This is a genomic window from Pedobacter sp. UYP24, assembly GCF_054057295.1.
In genome coordinates this window covers 25,453-43,312 of sequence record NZ_JBSRZD010000009.1, presented here as the reverse complement: position 1 = coordinate 43,312, position 17,860 = coordinate 25,453, and the positions used below count along the sequence as shown (strand labels likewise).

General features: G+C 38.6%; 11 protein-coding genes. 4 read left to right on the top strand and 7 right to left on the bottom strand.

Going from position 1 to position 17,860, the window contains the following annotated elements:
- Positions 1–36 precede the first annotated feature (36 nt).
- A complete protein-coding gene (locus tag ACVWYN_RS14895) occupies positions 37–1,452 on the top strand; it encodes an APC family permease (protein ID WP_457289668.1) in 1,416 nt (471 codons plus the stop codon).
- Positions 1,453–1,585: 133 nt separating this feature from the next.
- On the opposite strand, the gene ACVWYN_RS14890 is transcribed toward ACVWYN_RS14895, so the two are convergent.
- The 6 genes from ACVWYN_RS14890 to ACVWYN_RS14865 form a co-directional block, all read right to left on the bottom strand.
- On the bottom strand, positions 1,586–3,172 hold the full coding sequence (locus ACVWYN_RS14890; protein WP_457289667.1) for a serine/threonine-protein kinase: 1,587 nt from the start codon (positions 3,170–3,172) through the stop codon (positions 1,586–1,588).
- A gap of 12 nt (positions 3,173–3,184) precedes the next feature.
- Entirely contained in the window at positions 3,185–4,459 is a 1,275-nt protein-coding gene (locus ACVWYN_RS14885) for a serine/threonine protein kinase (RefSeq protein ID WP_457289666.1), read from the bottom strand.
- 7 nt (positions 4,460–4,466) lie between these two features.
- Positions 4,467–5,249 carry an FHA domain-containing protein gene (locus ACVWYN_RS14880; RefSeq protein WP_457289665.1) on the bottom strand — a complete coding sequence of 261 codons (783 nt, stop codon included), beginning with the start codon at positions 5,247–5,249 and terminating at the stop codon, positions 4,467–4,469.
- Positions 5,250–5,271: 22 nt separating this feature from the next.
- Positions 5,272–9,303 (bottom strand): FtsW/RodA/SpoVE family cell cycle protein, encoded by a 4,032-nt coding sequence (locus tag ACVWYN_RS14875; protein ID WP_457289664.1) that lies wholly within the window; start codon positions 9,301–9,303, stop codon positions 5,272–5,274.
- Position 9,304: 1 nt separating this feature from the next.
- Positions 9,305–10,777 (bottom strand): PP2C family protein-serine/threonine phosphatase, encoded by a 1,473-nt coding sequence (locus ACVWYN_RS14870; RefSeq protein ID WP_457289663.1) that lies wholly within the window; start codon positions 10,775–10,777, stop codon positions 9,305–9,307.
- Between the two features lie 97 nt (positions 10,778–10,874).
- Complete coding sequence (locus ACVWYN_RS14865; RefSeq protein ID WP_457289662.1) at positions 10,875–11,825, bottom strand: hypothetical protein; 951 nt, start codon at positions 11,823–11,825, stop codon at positions 10,875–10,877.
- Positions 11,826–12,082: 257 nt separating this feature from the next.
- Here ACVWYN_RS14865 and ACVWYN_RS14860 point away from each other — a divergent pair, with 257 nt between their 5' ends.
- A complete protein-coding gene (locus tag ACVWYN_RS14860) occupies positions 12,083–14,737 on the top strand; it encodes an ATP-binding protein (protein ID WP_457289661.1) in 2,655 nt (884 codons plus the stop codon).
- 43 nt (positions 14,738–14,780) lie between these two features.
- On the top strand, positions 14,781–15,740 hold the full coding sequence (locus ACVWYN_RS14855) for a TIGR01212 family radical SAM protein (RefSeq protein WP_457289660.1): 960 nt from the start codon (positions 14,781–14,783) through the stop codon (positions 15,738–15,740).
- Here ACVWYN_RS14855 and ACVWYN_RS14850 read toward each other — a convergent pair.
- Positions 15,716–16,201: an SRPBCC family protein gene (locus tag ACVWYN_RS14850; RefSeq protein WP_457289659.1), complete on the bottom strand. Its 486-nt coding sequence runs from the start codon at positions 16,199–16,201 to the stop codon at positions 15,716–15,718. The genes ACVWYN_RS14855 and ACVWYN_RS14850 overlap by 25 nt on opposite strands.
- Before the next feature lie 263 nt (positions 16,202–16,464).
- On the opposite strand from ACVWYN_RS14850, the gene ACVWYN_RS14845 reads away from it, so the two are divergent.
- Positions 16,465–17,835, top strand: coding sequence for an ammonium transporter (locus tag ACVWYN_RS14845; protein ID WP_457289658.1), 1,371 nt, complete (start codon positions 16,465–16,467; stop codon positions 17,833–17,835).
- Positions 17,836–17,860: the final 25 nt, after the last annotated feature.

Here is a 17,860-nt window from a genome sequence, read left to right as displayed (position 1 = left end):
ATATTAGCGAACCAAGCAAAACTAACTCATAATATAATGGAAAAGGAAATTCAAGACGGTTCATTTAAGCGGGAACTCGGTCTGCTGGACGGTACAATGCTCGTTGTTGGATCAATGATCGGTTCAGGAATATTTATTGTGAGTGCAGACATTGCAAGACAGGTTGGATCTGCCTTCTGGCTTATTGCCATTTGGGTGGTTACCGCTATAATTACCATGATAGCTGCAGTTAGCTATGGAGAACTAAGTGCGATGTTTCCAAAAGCTGGAGGGCAGTACGTATACCTTAAAGAAGCCTACAATAAACTGATTGCATTTCTTTATGGCTGGAGTCTTTTCGCGGTAATCCAAACCGGAACAATTGCTGCAGTAGGCGTAGCCTTTTCCAAGTTTGCTGCGTACCTCTATGAACCATTGAGTAATGAAAACATACTATATGAGTTGGGTAGTTTTAAATTGAATGCTGCGCAAATTGTATCAATTATTACCATAGTATTTCTTACCTACGTAAATAGTAAAGGCGTTAAGGACAGTAAAATCCTGCAAACTATCCTTACCATCATCAAAATATTATCTTTGTTTGGCTTAATTATATTTGGGTTTACGCTTGCCGCAAAAGCGGAGATATGGAATGCCAACTGGGCCAACGTATGGACACCAAGAGCATTCAATACCACAACAATGAGTTGGACTAACATCAACGGCTCGCTATTGCTTTCAGGCATATCTGCAGCTATGGTAGGTTCATTGTTTTCTAGTGATGCCTGGAACGGGGTTACCTTTATAGCCGGAGAAATTAAAAACCCGCAGCGCAACGTAGGTTTAAGTCTTTTTCTTGGAACATTTATTGTCTCAGTAATCTACATACTTGCAAACTTGATGTATATCGCTGTATTGCCTTTGGATGTCATTGCAACAGCTAAATCTGATAGGGTTGCCGTAGTTGCCGCGCAGTACATTTTTGGTGAGGCAGGTACAATTATTATCGCTGTAATGATTATGATCTCTACATTTGCTTGTAACAACGGTTTGATAATGGCAGGTGCACGTGTATATTATACAATGGCTAAAGATGGTTTGTTTTTTAAAAAGGCAGCTCAGTTAAATAAGTCTGACGTTCCCGAATGGGCCTTATGGATACAAGGAATATGGGCTTCGGCACTTTGTCTTACTGGCAGGTATGGAGATCTACTTGATTTTGTAGTCATCATAGTGATGATCTTTTATATCCTTACCATTTACGGAATCTTCATTCTTAGAAGAAAAATGCCAAATGCTGAGCGACCTTACAGGGCCTTTGGTTACCCTGTTTTACCGGCACTATACATCATACTTGCTTCTGCACTGTGTATTGGACTACTTAGGTACAAGTTTGCAACTTGTGGATGGGGTGTACTTATTATGATTGTAGGGATTCCAATTTATTATCTAACAAAGGAAAAGGAAAGCTAGGGCCGGACTAAAAAAGAAACAGGGATAAGCTAGAAGGCCATCCCTGTTTTAATAGATGTTGACCCACCACAGATCAACAAAACCAAACAAACTATCAACATAACACGGATAGTTTGAAAAAGTTTTATTTTTTTTAACGCTGTACAATTTCTCTTAAGTCATTCTTATTTAGCCATCCCTTTGTTACCTCTCCAGCGTTGTTGGTATGGGTAATTAGAATGAAGCCATTTTGCTCATCCAGCACACTAATCTTATAATTTACCCCGATTATTGCCACACCATGTTTTACCGATTCGGCACTTGGGTCATCATAAAAATATGCAGCACCTTTTGGCATTTTATACTTCTTGCCATCACTAACCAACACAGGTTCCATTCCATTGTCTACAGGAACAACAGGGGGATCAATCTTCACATTTTTGTCGCCCGTTTGCGCTATGTATGCCTTTTTTAAACTATCAACTTCTGCACTTCGTTTTGCTGTGTCTATCACTACTTTTGGAGTAATGATTTTTGTAGTGTCAGGATGAACCGGATAGGGTTTATTTAATGCAGGAGTATCAGGCGGATGGCTAGCAAGAGAGTCTTGATAAACAACCTGTTTGCTGTCTGTATTTGTAAAAAATAAGGAATACGAAGAGTATCCAACTGAGGCTAAGAGTAATAAAATAAGTGAAATAAATAATGGCTTGGATACTTCCATCGTATCTGGCGATCGTAATTCACCAGGATTGATAGTGCCCATGTCTAATGTAGGTGGTACGGGTGTTGCTATTGATACTTTCACTGATTTAACCAAAGGAACACTTGCTTGCTCAATATTTTCATGCAAGATTGCTTCCTGAAGTTCCGTTCCATTGGCATAGCGTTTTTCCGGATTTTTTTCCAGAGACTTCTTAATTACCTCTGTTAGCCAAAATGGGATGTTCATTTCCCTTGCTTTTGTCTCTGCAGACCAGTTCTCTGGTATTTTACTTTTACGCAGTACCAGCAGGTCAGGAACAGGTTTCTCCATGTGAGATACCATTACAGCATTTCTTGTAGCCTCTCCTTTATTCGTTAATGGGAAAGGCACCTGGCCGGCAAGCAATTCGTATAATACTATTCCAAAGCTATAAATGTCGGTCTGGAAAAACATTTCTCCATCATGTTGTTCGGGTGCCATAAATTCTACAGCACCTGCATGCTGTATGCTGCTGCGGCGCTGTTCGTCAGACATGATAGCCAATCCGAAATCAAGCAATATGTAGTTGCCTGTATCTGTATTAAATTTTACGTTGTTACTTTTAATATCACCATGTTTTACACCAACTCTATGGCAGTGTGCCAGTGCATTAGCCAGTTGATGTGCCAGTTTTTTTGTTTCCCTGATAGTGAAAATAGGCGTATGTGGCGGCTGAAGTAGTTCTTCCAAATCTGGCCCTTCTATGTATTGCATTTCTATAAAAGGAAATGAACCACTTTCTGTAAGGCCTGAGTTTACTATTTTTACCACATTGGGATTAGGAATCTCATTTACTTTTTTAAGTTTCTCTACTTCGTTCTTAAAGTTCCTATAGTTTTTATCATCTATATTTTCTGTATGTATAGGTGTGGGTAATATTTTTACAGCAGTGATGATCTCACCAATTCTTTTTCCTTTGTACACTGAGCCTTGACCACCTGTCCGCAGGGCTCCCATATTTTCTAATCCTTCTGTTATAGTAAATACTTTACTCATTTTTTAGCGCTGTTAAAATTCAGGAACATCATTTACTAGACCATCTTTAGTTTTTGCCGGTACTTTTTTCTTCTTTGCCGGTATATTGATTTTTTTACTTTCCGCGTCTTTGCTCTTCATTATTTTAAGACTATCTGCTTTAGCGATTACTGCCCTTTCCTGCAATACAGTTTCCGAATTTTTCCCACTGTTAAATAATGAACTTAATGCTAAAGTTACCAAACAAACCAATACCATTGCAATACCTATATAAATAGATCTATTTTTAAAGTATGTTCTGTATTTATTTACTTCTGCAGTTAGTTGCTCATTTACTTCTGCTAACCTTAAAGCTTCCCTATCTTTCTCAATAAGAGGCATAGTTGTATTTACAACTATATTATTTTCCAGTTGGTTACATACTGCCTCATGCAATGTGATTCCGTTTGGATAACGATCTGATGGTGATTTCTTTAGGCAGTTTGCAACTATTTCGAGTAACCATTCAGGAACTTTCATCTCTGCCGCCTTCTTTTCCTCATTCCATTCTTCTGGTAGCTTATCCTTTCGGAGCAGCATAAGATCAGGTATATCTCTTTCTATGTGTGCCAACATCACCTGATTACGGTTAGACTCACCTTTGCTGATCAATGGAAAAGGTACAACACCCGCAAGTAATTCATAAACGATAACGCCAAAACTGTAGATATCCGTTTGGAATAACATTTCACCTTCATGCTGTTCTGGTGCCATAAACTCAACGGCGCCCGCATGGCGAAGACTAGACCTGCGCTGCTCATCGGACATGACTGCCAGACCAAAATCCAACAAGATATAATTACCTGTATCAGTATTGAATTTTACATTATTACTTTTAATATCCCCATGCTTTACACCAGCTCTATGACAATGTGATAGCGCATTTGAAAGATGAGTAGCCAATTTAATTGTTTCCCTTATGCTGAAAACCGGTGGATGTGGTGCTATTAGCAATTGCTCCAAATCTGGACCTTCTATGTACTCCATTTCTATAAATGGAAAAGACCCGCTTTCTGTTAGTCCGGAGTTAATGATTTTTACCACGTTAGGGTTAGGGTCTTCATTAACTTTTTTCAGTTTCTCTACCTCGTTCTGAAAGTCCCTGAAGTTTTTATCTTCTGCATTTTCCGTGTAAATAGGTGTAGGTAATAATTTTACAGCAGAGATAATGGCACCCATGCGTTTACCCTTATAAACAGAGCCTTGGCCGCCAGTACTCAGCGCACCCATATTTTCTAATCCATCTGTTATTGTGAATACCTTTGCCATTTACTGTTTATTGATTGTAGCTGAACACTAGTACAGCAGATTCTCCTAATATAATTTGATCGCCTTCATGCAGTACAAATCCAAGTTCTGTAAAAGTCAACTTAACAGGATTATGATCTGACTTAGAACGAATTTTAACTTTATTTCTTGGTGGTACACCGCCATCATCGGCAAAAAGCATGAACGCATCCGCTTCATTATTCCATTCTATGTGTGCATGTTGCCTGCTAATGTATTTATTGCATTCATTTGTACTCTCGTCTGGAAAAGCAATTTCGTTATTCCTGAAAAAACCATCTGTATCCTGCGCTTGTCGCCCTCTTCCAATGTTTATTCTTCCGTCTCCAGATTTTATTGTGTAAACTAGTTGTTCAGCTTCACCTGCAAGTATTTTGATGTATCCAGTCTCCAGTTTTTGGATTGCAACATGCTCTGGTGTCTTGATGTAGAATGCCACATCCAGATTTGCCATCTTAATTGCACTTTCTGGTAACACATCAACATAGAGCGTTTCCATTGTCCAGGCCTCTGGCAGATCTATAGCAAAATCATCCGCAATGCGCTGAATCTCATTTTTAAAACGATCTTGCTCTGCAGAAAACAATGCAGAATCGTACATAAATTGTTCTGCAGATAAACAGCAAATGAATAGCTGAAAACCCTTTATATTCCTGCCTTCTCCACCTTCCATCTTTTGTAATTCCTGCTTAATGAAAACCAGAAGGGATTCCCTTATAGCTTTCACATCTTGAGGTTTTTCCGGCGTATTCTTATTAAATAAATTAAACATCTCTTCTTTTTTAAATCAACAATCAATTAATGACCTGGTTTTCTGCTGCAACAGTTGCAGGAACTTTTTTCATAGCCGCCACTACAGCAGGTTTTATTGTTTCTTCCAGATACCCTAGCGCTTTCAGAACAGGTACCACATGTTGGCCTGCTAATAATACAGCCTTGCTTGAACCTTTTGTAGATTCTATTCTTACACAAACTACAATATGTCCTTTACCATTTTTCTTAGGTGCAAAGAATACATACCAACCATCATTTATGCGTTCCTTTTTCCAAACCCTTTCTGGGGTACCCGTTTTACCTGCAACAGTCAATCCAAGCGTAGAAGATTTACCTGCACTTTGCTTCAGCATAAAATCTGTCAATAGCTCGGCGTACTTAGGATCGTTTGCCAGCTTTATTCCTGGTTTTACAGCTACTGTAGAGTCGCTAATTTTCAATACATATCTGTTTGGGACCAGCATTCCTTTATTTGCTACCGCAGAAGCTAATCGTGCTACTGCTGCGGGTGTAGCAATAAGCTCACCCTGGCCCCATGCCATACCCGAAATACCTTTCGCCCTGGTTCTTCTTATATTTTCAGGATCATATTTAGGCTTCGTATTGAACTCGGTTCGTCGCCAAAGGTCCATCCATTTCTCTTCCTGCTTTTCGTTGTTCAAGGCTTTATCAAAATAGTAGCCACCAACGCCGCGCAAAAACATGCCCGTCTTTAGGTACAGCGTAGCCATATCCTCCTGCAAGTGTTCTTGATTGGCTAACTTTATAAAATACACATTGTTGGATTTTACAATAGCACGTTCCAGATTGATTTTTCCTGTCTCATCAGGTTCAATCCCTTTGGTCCGGATCCTTTCGTTCATGCTTACATTAAAAGTCTTCTGTATGGCGGCTAACCCCAGTTTGTTAAATGATGCCATTGCGGTAAGTACCTTGGCTGTTGATCCTGGTTGGGTAGCGTAGGTAAAACCCAGATCAACATTGGTGTACCAACCTGCCAGTTTATTTTGTTCGGCAGTCGTCATGGTCAACAATTCCCAATCCTTAACCTGTGGCAATGGATAAACAGCCGAAGCTAGCACATCACCAGTAATATCTTCCATAACCACAACTGAAACCCGGTTGTTTTTTAAAGAATCATCCTGACTTATAGAATGCTGAATGGCGGTTTGTAATCGCGCATCTAAACTCAGCTTAACATCCCTATTTCGTTTTTTAAATGCTGCAACTTCAACACTATTTATACCAGCGAGCAGTAAAGGTGCTAACTCTGAATAATCTCTTTTACCAACAGTCATTTCTTTTACACCACGGGGCAAGAAACGGTCTTCTCTATACTTGTTTGCTTTTGTATTTAATGAAGTAATAGGCGTGTGGAAACCTCTAAGTTCAGCGGCATGTTCATATTCACCAAAATAACCATTGGTACTACCATTAAATACGCCTGTGTTTACATCGCCAGTCCAGAAAAATGTTTGCGCTTCAAAAGGATAATAACGATCAACTCTTTTATGCATTGCAGAATCAAGGTTGTAATTAATACCAGCCTTATTTAAAACATTAAGCTGTTTTCTAATCTTATCAGGATTACTAGTCGCCAGTATTTTACCGTTTCGGTCATACAATTCACCAGCTTCCAATTTGTTCATCAATATGGCAATACGAGGGTTGTAACTAAACATCCTGGCGCCACTTTTATCTGCTACAAGTGCAGGCTGCACTACCCATTTCTTATTATCGATTACATATTTAGAAACGGTTACAGTTAAAAGGAGCACAGCGATACTGGCCGAAAGTAGAGCAGGGACCAAATTCTTATCTTGCTGTTTAGTGATGAATTCCATCTGTAAGGCTGTTCCTTTAACTTTAGAGACAGAAATGAGAAAACCCGCGGCCAGCATATTTGCAACAAGTGACGAGCCTCCATAACTAATAAAGGGTAATGCCACACCAGAAAGGGGTAAAGCACCAGTTGATCCTCCTGCAATTAAGAGGAACTGTACAAAGAGACTGATCCCAACGCCTGCTGAAAGGTAGAATAGAAATGGTGTACCCGTTCGTCGCCCTATAACAATGGAACGATTTAGTAAAACGAGGAATAAAATAAATATACCTGTTATTGCTGCCCAGCCAAACTCCTCTCCAATTGCAGGCAAGATCATATCAGTATGTGCTTCGGGAATGGTTTTGGCAAACCCTTCACCTACACCTTGACCACTAAGGCCACCACCCGCCATTGCCCAAATTCCATTAGCAACCTGGTCGCCACCATAAACTTCATTATTCCATGGATCCTGCCAGATAGATTTTCTTTCAGAAAGCCTGTTAACGGGGCCTGGTATCAACTTATCCAAGTAAGGGATTTGGTCTATCAAAAGAAAGCCCGCCATCACCATAATTACCATCACAGCCGATTCGCTGGTCTGTTTCTTATTAAAGAACATGGTTAGGCCAATAACAATAACCGTTGCAAGGCTGGCAATCCATATATTCAGAAACCAAACTGATAAGCTATAAACTATAATCGCTATCAGCATCATCATAAAATCACCCCTTGAAAAGGAGAATAGAATAATGAAGGTAAAGCAGACTACCATTGCAGGACCAAGATCTCCCAAAACGAGATACAATAAAATAGCGATAAGCATTGCTGCCAAAGCAAAAGAGAAAAAGTACCACCTCTTTTTCCAGCTGCGGTACTCTGTTATAAATTTTTCATTACTGGCAAAAAAACCTGCCAGGAAGAGAATAATGCCATACTTTACAATCTCACTTGGCTGTACACCAAATAGGTTTACTTTTACCCCGCTACCCTCAGGACCACTGCCAAATACAATAGTCAATGCCAAAAGACCAAGTGCTGCTACTGCCCATTGCCAGCCATTAGCCTTGTTACTTTTATTGGTTAATACCAACATCCGATAAAAACGGGAATCCACCGTGAATTTTCTAAAATTTATCAATAGGACAATTAATATACCTATGATGCCAATTCCAAAAAAGAAGAGCGAATCTCTAGCCAAAAACCGATCTCTTAGCGGATCCTGCAAGCTTAATAACGTTATAAAAGAAATACCTGTCATGAGCATGACCAGCGGCAGTACCAATTGGTCTGCTTGTGGGAATTTAATGCTCATTACCAAGTGTAAAAACCAGAAGCCAATAAAAAAGCTACCTACAATAATCCAAAACCATTGGTTGTACTCAGAAATGCTTCGTACGATAAGTGATTTTTCTTTCTTTAGAATTTTAAAGTCGCGCGTAGAAAATAGCCGTATGGTATGTGGCGATTGCCTAAAGGTAAAACTGGCATCGCTGCTCAATTCTTGTACGCCCTGAGATCTGCCAAACTGGTAGCCAGGCTTTAGGGGTAAAATTTCAAAACCTTTACCAGAGGGTAAATGCTGAAAAGTAAAATGACCGTCAGCATTCGTACGGACGTATGAAACCAGTTCAGGCTTTAACGGTATAGAATCGTTCTCTACATAACCACTATCCTGAGGTAAGATCATTGATAATTTGATCAGCACACCTGCAACTGCTTTATTTTCCTTGTTTATAATATTGCCTTCAATATTGAATTCGCCAAGCGCAAGATCTTTTACCGCTGGTAATGACGGGGGGCTCTTTAGTTCCTGATAAAAGCGTTGCTCATCATCACCTGTGTAACCTAATAATGCTCTTGAATCTGCAACACGCTTTTTAAATACTTCCCCACCTGAGGAATAGGCAACATCTGCATCAACAAAAAACTTGTTTTTATTTAATTCTCCAACATTGTCGATGGGTTCAGCGAATGATTTTATGCCTTTAGTAACCACACTTTCAATAATTGCGATGTCGCGCTTATCTTCAAAATAATACCCTTTTTGTAAAAGGCGGGTCATGTAGGCACCAGCATGCTTATTGTTTAAGTTAATCATTGTTCCACTCTCCAAACGGGAATTTACATCAGAGAAGCTATGCTGCAACACACTGAAAAGTGTAAAAAATAATGCACCTAAAACAATGGTGATCAATAAAATAAAGATGCGTTCAGTCCTTCTATTCATGCTAATCAATGGCCTTCAGAGATAACGAATCTGCTGTAAAAGAGCTAAATGGAATCTTACCATTAATATATTTCTTTTGCGACAGGTTAAATGTGCTTTGTATCGTATTGGGACAATTGGTGAAACGTACGTTTTTTAATACCAATGCATTATTTGCTGTTAAGATGGCCGTATTGAAATTCTCAAAGGCAATATTATTTAATTGTATAAACTTGCTGGCCGGTCTTACATTTACTGCAACCCCCTTATAAAGAGAATCACTAATGAAGACCAACTCTTTATCAGACTTTAAATAAATGGTATCCCTATTAAACTCCAGCGGCTGATGTAAAATAATGGGCGATGAAAAGAGTGAATCTGTCAATACCAGTGTTTGGCCCTTCATTTTGTTGAGGGTGTCCTGAAGCATAATTTCTTTGGTATTTCTTTTTTCTGTGACCTCTGTAAGCGGCTGTTGCTTCACTTGGCGAGCTGGGTGGATATCATAAAACCAAACTAAATATGCTGTGCTAATCATAAATATAAGGGCGGTTAAAGAAAGTAAAAGAGTTAGGCCATATCGTGATTTGTACACAATTGTTGGTGTAACATCCCGAATAGGAATTTCTACTCTCTCTTCTGCGACAACTTTGGTTGTCGGCTGTACTTCATCAAAAAGTGCTGACTGAGATGCAACTAATGGTTTGGCTGGCTGCTCTGGTTTAGTGGCCTCATGTTTAGCAAGAGGATTTGTATTTTTTACCAGTACAACGGTAATATTGTCTGCGCCACCATTCTTATTTGCTGCGGCAACAAGCTTTGTTCCTTGTTCAGCTAAATCCTTACCTTCGCTTAGCGTAGCTATGATCTCATTTTTATTGAGCATATCAGATAGACCATCACTGCAGAGCAACAATAGATCTCCGGGTAAAAATGGCGATTGGCCCATTTCTATATAATCTTCCTGATCCTTCAGATTCGTCCCAAAGCCTAATGCTTTGTTGATCTCATTACGTTTGGGATGTTTCATGGCTTCTGCTTCTGTTAAGCGTCCACTATCTTCCATAAAACCCACAAAAGACTGATCACGTGTAATCTTAACTAAAGAATTGTCTCGTAGCAGATACATCCTTGTATCGCCTACATGAACATAATGCAAAATATTTTTTTTCAGGTCTACAATAGCCAATGTTAATACACAAGCCATATTTTCCAGCTCTTTTACCTGCTGTTTTTCTGCAACAATTTTTGCATCCGCTTCTGATATTGCCTTTTTCATGAGTGATAAAATGTCACCCTCAGGCTTACTCAAATGCTCTAATACTGATAGTTTAGTAATCTCTGCAGCAATTTCTCCACCGGAGTAACCACCCACGCCATCAATTACACAGGCAATTATAAAATCGCCAGAAGCGGTTTCTTTTGCAATAAAGGTATCTTCATTATTGCTTCGAACCTTGCCAATATCTGTTATTCCAAAATAATTTTTACTCATCTTATTCAGGTGAATTTTTAACGTGTCTAAAGTGTGAAATAAGTATTGCCAAACAGAGAACGAGGAATGCTATGGAAAGAATATGTGACATACTCAATTACGATTTAAAAATGTTCATACCTATAATTCCATTTAGAATGATCCTGGAGTTAAGCGGCAACTCTGTCCATTTTGGGCCATTGATGTCGCTTCGTTCAATCAGATTTTCATTAACTATCGTTTTTTCTCCAAAAGATGCCAGGTAAAATTTATCATCTGCATTGCTGTATCTTATTTTAAGGTGAGGTGAATTAACCCATTCTGAAGGTATTTTAAATATAAAATCCTCAGCTCTTGAATCCTCCTCGCCTGTTACAATGATCTCTTCTTTTTTCATTAAAAATTCTACTTTTTTCCCAGAATAAGCCCTATCGGGCAGGGTAGTTTCAAATCTTGCTAGCAGTTCATTTTCTTTTTGAAGCGGAGTTTTAGAGTCGAATATCAAGGTGCTCACGTAAGGTATTTCATAATACCCCTCACTGTAGAATATAAAATCTTTGAGGATGTCATTATTGATATCAAACGTCTGCGCCATACCCGTTTGGCGAGGAATAAACGTGACCCTTAAATTTTCCTCTTTTTTATTATTGTCTGGAAGCAATTTGCCTATGAAACCTTTATCACCAGGTTTGTAATCTGGGTGAGATACAAAACGGAATACCCATTTATTACTGGATGGCTCTGCTTTTTTACCATCATTGATTTTTTGATTCAATATTTCGTAAAAATTCTTAACAGATTCCTGAGCAATTAATCCCAATATACCTTTCTTGTTGTCCATAAACTCACGATAGTCATCTGCATTGAGACAAATAATGTATTCATGGTAAAAAACAATACGTTCTGCAAAAGAAAGTTCTGCCATAGATTCTTCGAACTTCTCAATAATGTATTTAAAAACAATATTAGGAGTAAGGGATTTTGCTTTTGCAGCCGCAGTGCCTTCATTATTGGTCAGAAACCAGTCCTGAACGCCAATTCGTTGCCAAAAAGAGGTTTTTTCAATCATTTAATGTGTCAAAGTTATTTGGTGTGAATATAGCAATAATGTTGCCTGTTTTGACATGGAATCTGGTATAGCTTAATTTTTGGGTATGATGTTTAAGGTATATAATCGTACTTTATCTGGTATTTGTCCCACATAAGTGCCGATATAGGTGCTTTTAGTGGGACAAATGTGGGAGAAGCATGGGATAAATATAGGAGATATACTAAGCAAGAACGGAATCAAATAAATGGGCATATCTTTTGTTGTGAAAATCTTTAATGAAGTTAGCTGAACTAATACAAACTAAAGACTGGTCTAACACTGTACTTGGGAGACGTGAAGACTGGCCGGAAAGCTTAAAATTGGCGGTAAATATTTGTCTGAATTCAGGGTTTCCAATAGCCTTGTACTGGGGCAAGGAGTTTACATTAATCTATAATGATGCCTGGAGCAGTATTCCGGGTGATAAACATCCTATGGCGCTTGGTAAGCCAGGCCCGGAAGTATGGCCGGAGATCTGGGATGGTTTAGCGCCAGAATTTAATAGCGTACTAAATTTGGGAGAGTCTATTAGGCAACCAGATGCCTTGTTGCTGATGAACCGTTACGGTTATGTGGAGGAATGCTATTTCGATTATACACTTTCGCCAATAATGGACGCCAACAATCAAATTGGCGGTGTGTTTAATGTGGTTATAGAAACCACCTACAGAGTGATCAATGAGCGGCGGAAACAGTTGCTGTATCAATTATTGATGGCTAATTTATCCAGAACTACAGCTGATAGCTTGTTAAATATAGAAATGTTAATAGGGGCTGCTACTGAGGATATTCCTTTTAGCCTTTTATTTACATTTTCTGAAAATTACAAGATAAGAGGTCAAATTTCTTTATTTACTGGAACGGTAACTAAAGAAATTATAAAAGCAAAATGGCCTATACCTGAACTTAAAGAGGGAAACAATTCGGTATATGTAGATGACATTAGTCAATTTGTTGAACAGCTTCCTGTGAATGTTAGAGGAGAGGTTTGTAGAGAAGTATGTGTAGTGCCAGTCAATACCTCTAATGCTAAAGTTAGCGGCTATATGGTTATCGGGGTATCACCAAGGAAACGATTGGATGATGATTACAAACATTTTTTGGATTCAGTTGGATTACATATTGGGAATATCCTTAACAACTCATTTGCTTTTGAACAAGAAGGCCTGTTTGATTATGAGCAGGCATTGAATGAACAATTAGCTGTGGCAAATGAAGAGTTAAGGTCTACCAATGAAGAGCTTCAACAGGCACAAGAAAATTTGTCTACTTTAAACAACGATCTGGAAAGAAGGGTTGCGTACAGGACTAAGGCCTTGGTAGAAAGCGAGAATAGGTTGCAAAGTATGGTGATGACATCACCAGTTGGCATAGGTGTTTTTAAAGGTAGGAACCTGAAAATAGAAATAGTGAACCAGCCGATGCTTGAGATGTGGAGTCGTACTAGAGACCAGGTAATAGGAAAAGAGTTTGTTGAGGTATTTCCTGAACAAATTGATCAGCCATTTTTAGATTTGTTTGAGCAGGTTTATGATACAGGAAAATCAATATCTATCTCTGAAATAGAGGTAGTTATTAGTACTACAGATGGTAATAAAAGAATGTATGTAGATTTTCAATATTCTCCATTGTATGATGCTGAAAAAAATATTGAAGCAATTATGGCTTCGGTTATTAATATCACCCCAATTGTGGAATCGCGTAAACTATTAGAGCAAAGCCAACAGGAACAGCAGGCGCTTAATGAAGAATTGTCGGCGACTAACGAGGAACTTGCCGTTTCAATGGAAGAGCTTGCTATAAGCGAGCGCAAAAAAGACGAATTCATTTCTATTGCCAGTCACGAGTTAAAAACACCGCTAACCAGCATAAAAGCATTTAATCAGTTAATGCAGCGATCACAAGATCCGGAGCGCATGAAAAACTTCATATCAAAGTCGTCAGAGCAGGTGCACCGACTGGAAATGCTGATAAGAGATTTGTTGGACGTAACGAAGATCAATGCAGGCAAGATGCACTATAACATGGAGCCATTTAATTTTGCAGCAATGGTTTCTGGAAGTATAGAAAGTGTGCAGCATACCACAACTACCCATGAGATTATTTTGGAAAATAATGAGCAGATTAGCTATACTGGCGATCAGCTAAGGTTAGAGCAAGTAGTGCAAAATTTCCTCTCAAACGCTATCAAATATTCACCGCAGGGTAAAAAAGTAATCGTAAACAGCAGGATAGAGCTGGATAATATTGTTGTGTCTGTACAAGATTTTGGGATTGGTATTGCAGAAAACAACTTGGATCGTTTATTTGACAGGTATTACCGGGTAGACAATACTGCAATGCAATTTGAGGGTTTGGGTTTAGGATTGTTCATCTCCTCAGAAATATTAAAAAGACATGAGGGTAGTTTTTGGATAGAGAGTGAACCGGGCAACGGGGCTAATTTCTTTTTTAGGCTGCCATTGCATACAGATGAGTTGATTAGTAAGAAGGTAAAAACTGATACCTATTACCAGGACGAGCACATTGCAATCACCTACAATAGCGCTGCAAAGATGCTGGAAGTTGATTGGACAGGCTACCAGAACATGGAAACTGTAAAAAGAGGTGGAATGCTTATGTTAGAAATGCTGGAGAAGAATAAATGTACTAAAGTGTTGAACGATAATACGCATGTGCTGGGCTCATGGTCTGAAGCGGCAGACTGGGCAGGCAACGAGTGGTTTCCTATGATGGAACGAGCTGGTCTTAAGTACTTTGCCTGGGTGTATTCGCCCAGTGTGTTTAGCAGACTTGCCGCAAAAAGAAGTGTAGATATAGCAATTGGCGATGTAGTAACTCAATTTTTTACAGATACAGTGCTTGCAGGCCAGTGGCTTGACGGGCGATAACATGACTTATTTTTTTGTATTTTTGTAAAAAAATACAATCGAATTGGGAACACTACTAGATCAGGGAATTAAAGGCTATAACAATTACGGTACGCATCTTAAAGAAAAATACAAAGGACAGCGTGTATTTAAAGTAATTGTTGATGGTGGTTTTACCTGCCCCAATCGCGATGGCAGTAAAGGCTATGGTGGATGTACCTATTGCAATGTAGATTCTTTTACTCCAGAACTTTCCCGTAAGCTTCCAACCATACGTGAGCAGCTTGAACAAGGTATGGAGAGAGGTAAGGGTTTTTATAAAGCAGATAAGTTTATTGTTTACTTTCAACCCAATACCAATACCTATGCACCGGTACATTATTTAAAGATGATGTATGATGAAGCCCTATCTATTAATCCAGAAGATGTAGTAGGTTTTTCTGTTGGGACACGGCCCGATTGTATAGATGCCGAAAAGGTAGCGCTTTTGGAAAGCTATTCAGACCGGTTTGATGTAGATCTGGAAATGGGTATGGAGTCTATCTACGACGAGACCTTAAATCAAATTAACAGGGGCTGTAGTCATGCTGAATTTGTAGAGGCCGTAAAGCTTTTGGACAATAGTAAACTAGATCTTTGTGTGCATACTATATTTGGTTTTCCCTGGGAAACAGAAGAGATGATGTTGGGATATATCCATGAGATAAACCGGTTTCCGCAAATTAAGTTTGTAAAGTTTCACCACCTTCATATAGTTGAAGGCTCTATAATGGGAGCAAAGTACAAAAAGGAGCCTTTTAAATTATTTTCATTAGAGGAATACACCGATTTGCTTTGTAAACTTATTCCGCTGCTGCGGCCAGATGTTGTTATACAACGGTTATTTGGAATATCTGATTGGGATTTGTTGATTGCTCCTAACTGGGGATTAAACAAATCTGCAATACAAACCTATATAGATAAGGAGATAGAAAGAAGAGGCGTGGTGCAAGGATCTGCCTATGTATCGGTAGCTGTTGTGTAATCGCCAAACAGTTCGATAACTTTCTTTCGTCTGAATTCGAAAATGTCCTTAACTTTTTTCTCTACAAATAAACTGTTGGCTATGCTTCCAACAAAACCCATTGGCAAGCCATAAGTAAGGATGTCATCCATTGCCGTTCCACCTTCAATTTCTCTAAAATGATGCTGATGGTGCCAAAATTGGTAAGGTCCAAAGCGTTGTTCATCTATAAAATACTTTTCGTCCTCCACTTGAGTAATCTCCGTCATCCAGTTCAGTTTAATATTAAACATTGGCGAGACCTTATAAGTAATTAGCATCCCTGCGTACATAGTTTTAAGGTGTTCCTTTTTTGAAGTGACGGTAAAAGCCATTTCAGGTGGAGTGATTTTAGCCAAATTCATTGGTGAAGAAAAGAAGTTCCAGCATTCTTTTAGTGGAATAGGTAATTTTTGTGAAAATGTGAATTGATAAGGTCTCATAAGTAGTTAAATATACGCTTTTATTGTTTCCAGTGATTTTTATTCATTTATTAAAAAAGCATATATTTTTATGTTGTTTTGTTGTTAATTAAAGTAAAAATAAGATAATCAGTGTGTTTTTGTTGCTATAAAGTATTTAAATTAGATTTTTTTGTACTTTTTTACATTAAAAGTTTGTTTTAGAATGGTTTTTATGAAAATATTTATTAGTTTTATCAAAAAATCAAATAAACTATAATTACTAACAGTTAAAGCACACATTTATGGCGAAAGTTTTATTCAAACAATGGGGCCCACTTGCAGTTCTATTAATAATTGCGGTTGCGGCTCTCTTTATTCCCTTGCTTCCTAATTTTGATGAGGGCAAATACAGCGGACCAGATATTGCATTTATATTAATAGCATCAGCTTTGGTATTTATTATGACACCAGGTCTGGCATTTTTCTATGGAGGTATGGTTCATCGTAAGAACATCCTATCCACCATGATTAAGAGTGTAGTAGCAGCAGGTGTAATTACTGTTCTTTGGGTAGTAGTTGGCTTTAGTCTTGCATTTGGAGAAACGATTGGCGGTTTTATTGGAAATCCTAAAACATTCTTTTTCTTTCAAGGAGTAAACTCAAGCCCGTCATGGAGTCTTGCTGCAACAATTCCTCTTTCTTTGTTTGCTGTTTTCCAATTGATGTTTGCTATCATCACTCCAGGACTAGTTGTTGGAGCTGTTGCTGAGCGTATCCGCTTTACATCTTACATCTTATTTATTGTATTGTTTGCAATATTTGTATACTCACCTTTAGCACATTGGACATGGCATCCTGATGGCATCCTGTTTAAAATGGGTGTTTTAGATTTCGCCGGTGGTACAGTTGTACACATCTCTGCAGGTATGGCTGCATTAGCTGGTGCATTGGTGTTAAAACGTAGAAAGTCTCATATTGAGCATCAAGAAGTGCCGCCTGCAAACATTCCTTATGTATTGATTGGTACTGGCTTACTTTGGTTTGGATGGTTCGGTTTTAATGCAGGTTCTGCACTTGGAGCTAATAGTCTTGCTGTATCTGCATTCTTAACAACAAATACTGCTGCCGGTGCTGCTGGTTTATCCTGGATGTTCTTTGATGTATCAAGAGGTAAAAAACCTTCTGTACTTGGATTCTGTATCGGTGCTGTTGTTGGTTTAGTTGCAATCACTCCTGGCGCAGGGTTTGTAAGCATTCCTTCAAGTATTTTTATTGGGGCAATAGCGGCAATCATTTCTAATCTTGCTGTTTCATGGAAACAAAAAACAAGTTTAGATGATACATTGGACGTGTTTCCTTGTCATGGTGTTGGAGGTATTGTTGGTATGCTATTAACCGGTGTGTTTGCAACAAAAACTGTAAACAGTGCTGGTGTTGATGGCTTGTTTTACGGTAATCCTGCATTTTTTATCACCCAATTAAAAGGTGTTGTAATTGTTGTAGTGTTCAGCTTTGTCATGTCATTCATCATTTTCAAAATTATTAACCTGATTCAACCAATTAGAGTTACCTCAGAAGAAGAAGAAGAAGGATTAGATTCTAGTCAGCATAATGAGAAATATTCTCAAGGTACACTGATCGTTGAAGGGCAAGAAGTAGAAAACAAATTTTAAAGTATACATCTAAATTCACTCAAAA